General features: G+C 73.3%; 4 protein-coding genes and 2 pseudogenes. 2 read left to right on the top strand and 4 right to left on the bottom strand.

The annotated features are described in order from the left end of the window. Together J7E86_RS23875 and J7E86_RS23880 are read left to right on the top strand one after the other, a co-directional pair. A pseudogene (locus J7E86_RS23875) lies at positions 1-372 on the top strand (hypothetical protein); the annotation flags it as partial. Positions 373-424: 52 nt separating this feature from the next. Further along, the gene (locus J7E86_RS23880; RefSeq protein ID WP_215084044.1) at positions 425-1,972 is read left to right on the top strand and encodes an alpha/beta hydrolase; all 1,548 of its coding nucleotides are present in this window, start codon (positions 425-427) and stop codon (positions 1,970-1,972) included. 62 nt (positions 1,973-2,034) lie between these two features. Here the strand turns inward: J7E86_RS23880 and moeZ are convergent, their stop codons facing one another. The 4 genes and pseudogenes from moeZ to J7E86_RS23900 all read right to left on the bottom strand — a co-directional run. Next, a complete protein-coding gene (gene moeZ, locus J7E86_RS23885) occupies positions 2,035-3,213 on the bottom strand; it encodes an adenylyltransferase/sulfurtransferase MoeZ (RefSeq protein WP_215084046.1) in 1,179 nt (392 codons plus the stop codon). Between the two features lie 78 nt (positions 3,214-3,291). Next, positions 3,292-4,056, bottom strand: a complete 765-nt coding sequence (locus J7E86_RS23890; RefSeq protein WP_215084050.1) for a spherulation-specific family 4 protein — start codon at positions 4,054-4,056, stop codon at positions 3,292-3,294. Then, positions 4,056-4,970 (bottom strand): NAD(P)-dependent oxidoreductase, encoded by a 915-nt coding sequence (locus tag J7E86_RS23895; RefSeq protein WP_215084048.1) that lies wholly within the window; start codon positions 4,968-4,970, stop codon positions 4,056-4,058. The genes J7E86_RS23890 and J7E86_RS23895 overlap by 1 nt, the downstream gene beginning before the upstream one ends. Before the next feature lie 93 nt (positions 4,971-5,063). Beyond that, positions 5,064-5,270, bottom strand: a pseudogene (locus J7E86_RS23900) (hypothetical protein); the annotation flags it as partial.

A 5,270-nucleotide genomic window follows, 5' to 3' on the forward strand; every position in this document is an offset into this window, starting at 1 on the left:
GGCACGGGCGCGGCGGACGAGCGCCTCACCGAGGCGGCGGGCAGCGCGCACGACGACTTCCAGACCTGCGTGGTCTCCGACGACGGCCGGCCCGCGGCCCGGTTCGCGATGATCGGCAGGCCGAGGCTCGTCGCCCTCTTCGACGGGCTCACGGGCGACCGCCCGCCGGCACCCGGGTGGCGGGCGCACGGCCGCATCGACGCCAACGGCGCGCTCGTACGGGCCGACTGCGCCGGCCGGGCCACGGTCTTCGCGATGCGCACCGGCCCCGGCCGTACCCACACCCGGCTGGACGACCCGCGCCGGTCCTTCCCGGCGTTCGTCGACGCGGTGGGCCGGAGAATAGGCTGCGCGCCCCTGCGCGCCCGCTGAGCGCTCCCCGCCGCTGGGGCGAGGAGCGCCCGGCGTCCGTAGAGTCGGTGGAATGAGTCCACACCGCCCTCGGGCCCTCGCCCTCGCCTCCGCCGCCCTCGCGGTCGCCCTCGCCGCCTCCGGGTGCGCCGACGAGCGGGCGGACACCCCGGGCGACAGGAGCGACGCGGCCGGGGGCGGCCCCGCCCCGGACGCGCGGCCGCGCTGGGCGGCGTGCCCGGCTCCCACGGCCGCGCAGGGCGGTGACGGCAAGGCGCCCGGCAAGACGTGGGAGTGCGCCAAGCTGCCCGTACCGCTGGACTACGGCAAGCCGGACGGCGAGAAGATCGAGCTGGCACTGATCCGGTCGAAGGCGAAGGACGCCTCGCACCGCCTCGGCTCGCTGGTCTTCAACTTCGGCGGCCCGGGCGGCTCGGGCGTCTCCGCCCTGCCCGGTCTCGCCCAGACGTACGACAAGCTGCGGGAGCGGTACGACCTGGTGAGCTTCGACCCGCGCGGGGTCGGCGAGAGCGCCACCGTGCGCTGCCAGAGCGACAAGGAGCTGGACGCCACCGCACAGCTGGACGCCACGCCCGACGACGACGCCGAGGTGCGGGCGGCCCTGGAGACGAACAAGGCGTACGTGAACGCCTGTCGCGAGAATTCCGGCCGGGTCCTGCCCCACGTGGACACCATCAGCGCGGCCCGCGACCTGGACCGGCTGCGGGCGGCCCTGGGCGACGCCAAGCTGCACTACTTCGGCATCTCGTACGGCACCGAACTGGGCGGCGTGTACGCCCACTTGTTCCCGCGGAACGTGGGCCGTGCGGTCCTCGACGCGGTCGTGGACCCCACCCAGGACCCCTTGCAGGGCAGCCTCGGCCAGACCAAGGGCTTCCAGCTCGCGCTCGACAACTACCTCAAGGACTGCGCCGCGGGCGGCCGCGCCGCCGGCTGCCCCTCCCAGGAGCAGATCACCGGCCTGCTCAAGAAGCTCGACACGAGCCCGCTGCCCACCGCACAGAGCCGCAAGCTCACCCAGGACGAGGCGGTGAACGGCATCGCGTCCGCGCTCTACTCCAAGGACACCTGGAAGTACCTGACCGCGGGCCTGAAGGAGGCCATGGGGCAGGGCAGCGGCAACACCCTGCTGGCGCTCTTCGACGCCCTCAACGGCCGGGCCCCCGACGGCCGTTACAGCAATCTCCAGGCGGCCAACCGGGCGATCTCCTGCGCCGATGCCGAGCAGCGCTACACCGTGGACGACGTCAGGCGGCGGCTGCCGGAGTTCCGCGAGGCGTCACCCGTCTTCGGGGAGTCCGCGGCCTGGGCCCTGCTCGGCTGCACCGACTGGCCGGTCAAGGGCCGCTGGAAGAACCCGGACGTGAGCGCCGGGGGCGCCGCGCCCATCGTCGTCGTCGGCAACACCGGCGACCCGGCCACCCCGTACGCGGGCGCCCGACAGATGGCGCGGCAGCTCGGGAAGGGCGTCGGCGTCGAGGTGACGTACCAGGGCGAGGGGCACGGCGCGTACAACAGCGGCAACCCCTGCATGGTGGCCGCCGTCAACGGCTATCTGCTGGACGGCAAGGTGCCGTCCGAGGGCACGACCTGCTCGTAGAAGACCGGAAGAGGCTTCGGCTGCGGGCCGCCGTCTTTGCCGCCTGCGGTCCGCCGGACCTCCTAGTACACCGGCTTCTGCGGCTCGATCTGGTGGACCCAGCCGATCACGCCGCCGCCGACGTGGACGGCGTCGGCGAAGCCCGCGGCCTTGAGGACCGCGAGAACCTCCGCGGAGCGGACACCCGTCTTGCAGTGCAGGACGATCTTCTTGTCCTGGGGCAGGTCCTGGAGGGCGTTGCCCATCAGGAACTCGTTCTTCGGGATCAGCCGGGCGCCGGGGATGGAGACGATCTCGTACTCGTTCGGCTCCCGGACGTCGATGATGTCGATCGTCTCGCCGTCGTCGATCCACTCCTTGAGCTGCTTGGGAGTGATCGTGGCGCCGGCCGCCGCCTCCTGGGCCTCCTCGGAGACCACGCCGCAGAACGCCTCGTAGTCGATCAGCTCGGTGACCGTGGGGTTCTCGCCGCAGACCGCGCACTCGGGGTCCTTGCGGACCTTGACCTGCCGGTACGTCATCTCCAGGGCGTCGTAGATCATCAGCCGCCCGACCAGCGGCTCGCCGATGCCCGCCAGCAGCTTGATGGCCTCGTTGACCTGGATCGAACCGATCGAGGCGCACAGCACGCCCAGCACGCCGCCCTCGGCGCAGGAGGGCACCATGCCCGGCGGCGGGGGCTCGGGGTAGAGGCAGCGGTAGCAGGGGCCGTGCTCGGACCAGAACACCGACGCCTGGCCGTCGAAGCGGTAGATCGAGCCCCACACGTACGGCTTGTTCAGCAGCACGCACGCGTCGTTGACGAGATAGCGGGTGGCGAAATTGTCCGTGCCGTCCACGATCAGGTCGTACTGGGAGAAGATCTCCTTGACGTTCTCCGCCTCCAGGCGCTCCTGGTGGAGGACGACGTCGACATAGGGGTTGATGCCCAGCACCGAGTCCCGGGCGGACTCCGCCTTGGAGCGGCCGATGTCGGCCTGGCTGTGGATGATCTGCCGCTGGAGGTTGGACTCGTCGACCTCGTCGAACTCCACGATGCCCAGCGTGCCCACACCGGCCGCCGCCAGGTACATCAGGGCGGGGGACCCGAGGCCGCCCGCGCCCACACAGAGCACCTTGGCGTTCTTCAGCCGCTTCTGCCCGTCCATCCCGACATCCGGGATGATCAGGTGGCGGGAGTACCTGCGAACCTCGTCGACGGTGAGCTCGGCAGCCGGCTCAACCAGGGGTGGCAGCGACACGGGGTCTCCGTAGGTCGGTGGACGGATCATCCCCGCAGGTGCGGGGCGCTCTTCCGCGTAACACTGCCACGCCCCGCCTCATTCCGAGACACCAGGTCCGATGCGCGAGACGATCTCGTCCCAGTAGCCGGGCATCACCTCCCACGGGTCCGCTTCGTCCCGGTCCGTCCGGTCGGTGAAGTAGATGGTGCCCGCGCCCTGCCAGCGGGCGATCCGCAGCGCCTCGTCCAGGTGCTGCGCGGGAACGCCGTGCACCAGGTGACAGAAGCGCCCGGGCGGATGGTCGGCGGTCCATTCGGACACCTGCGACCAGCGGTAGGCCGACCAGGGCCCGCAGAAGGTCACCAATTGGTCGGCGAGATCGGCGTAGCCGGCGCAGGGGTGGGCGCCGTGGACGAGGACGATGTACGCGCGTTCCAGCATGGCCCGCAGCGTGGTGACCGTGCGCCGGGTCCCGGGCAGCGCGGCCCGGTCCGTGGGACAGGCGTCCAGCGAGAAGCCATCCACCTTGTACCAGTTGATATAGCTCTGTGCCTCCGCGAGCAGCTCCGCGAAGGGCCGCTCGCCGAACCGCAGGTCCAGGTGGCCCAGGATCCGGACACCCGCCTGCCGCAGCCGGGCGACGGCCGGCAGTTGGTAGGGGTCCGGCCGGGCGCCGGGCCCGCCGGACGCCTCGCCGGCCGCGGCCATACCGCCGCTGCCGAGGACCACCCACTCCACCGGCACGTCGGCGCGCAGGAGTTCGCTCCACTCGCCGGGGGCCAGCAGAGGGTGGGCGATGCCGGGGACGCCGAAGCGCAGCGGGGCCTCGGCGGGCGCGGCCCGGCGCTGGCCGGACGGCATCAGATACGACACGCCGCCTCCATCCAGATGTCGGCCAGCGACTCCTCCAGGCCGATCCGGGGGCGCCAGCCGAGCCGGTCGCGGGCGGTGCGCACGTCGGCCTGCTGCCAGCTGCCGCAGCCGTCGGGGTAGGGGTAGGCGGGCGGGGTGCCCAGGTGCGGGTCGTCCAGCTCGTGCAGGGCGCCGCCGAAGCCGGCGACCCGGGCGAGCAGGGAGGCGGCGTCCCTGAGTCTGACCGCGCGGCCGGTGCCGATGTTGACGGCTCCCTGGGCGGCGGAGAGGGAGGCCGCGTGGACGGCGCGGGCGACGTCGCGCACGTCGACGAAGTCGCGCTGGACGCCGAGGCCGCTGAGCTTCAGCTCGTTGTCGCCGCTCTGCATGGCGCGCCGCATGGCGTCGGCGAGCCGGCCGAGGGGGGAGCCGGCGGGGGTGCCGGGGCCCACGGGCGAGAAGACGCGCAGCACGATGGCGTCCAGGCCCGAACCGAGGACCAGCTCGGTGGCGGCGAGCTTGCTGACCCCGTACGGGCCGCCGGGGCGCGGCACGGCGTCCTCGGCGGTGGAGGAGCCGGGCTGGGAGGGGCCGTACTCGGAGGAGCAGCCCAGCTGGACCAGGCGCGCGCCGCAGCCGCTGCGGCGCAGGGACTCGCAGACGGTGGCGACGGCGACGGTGTTGTGCCGGGTCAGGTCGCGGGCGCCGCCGCGGGTGGCGCCCGCGCAGTTGATCACCACGCCGGGGTGAACGGCGTTGAGGAAGCGGGTCAGCGCGCCGGGGCTGCCGGTGGCGAGGTCGAAGCGGACGTCCGCGTCGTCGCCGCGGCCGAGGGCGGTGAGCTGGACGGCGGGGTCGGCGAGCAGCCGGTCGGCCACATAGCGGCCGAGGTAGCCGTTGGCGCCGAGCAACAGGACCCTCATCGGTCGCGCCCTCGCTCTCGCCCGGCGGTGCGGATGGGGTGAACGGTCATCTTCCTTGCTCCTCTGACAGGGTGTGCGGCCCGGTGGGGTGGGTCACCGGTCCGGGGCTCGCCGGGGCGGCGGGGTGGGGGCTGGGTCGGGGCTGGGCGGCCCGTACGCCCCGAGCCGGTGCGCGGAGGCCCGGGACAGCGCGGGGAGGGCGTACGCCAGCAGCGCGAGCGCGGGAACGGCGCACGCCAGGAGGGGGACGACGAAGGGGCCGTGGGCGCCGCCGGCACCGGTGAGGGGCCCGGCCAGCGC

The organism is Streptomyces sp. ISL-11 (assembly GCF_018614525.1).
Classification (GTDB): Bacteria; Actinomycetota; Actinomycetes; order Streptomycetales; family Streptomycetaceae; genus Streptomyces.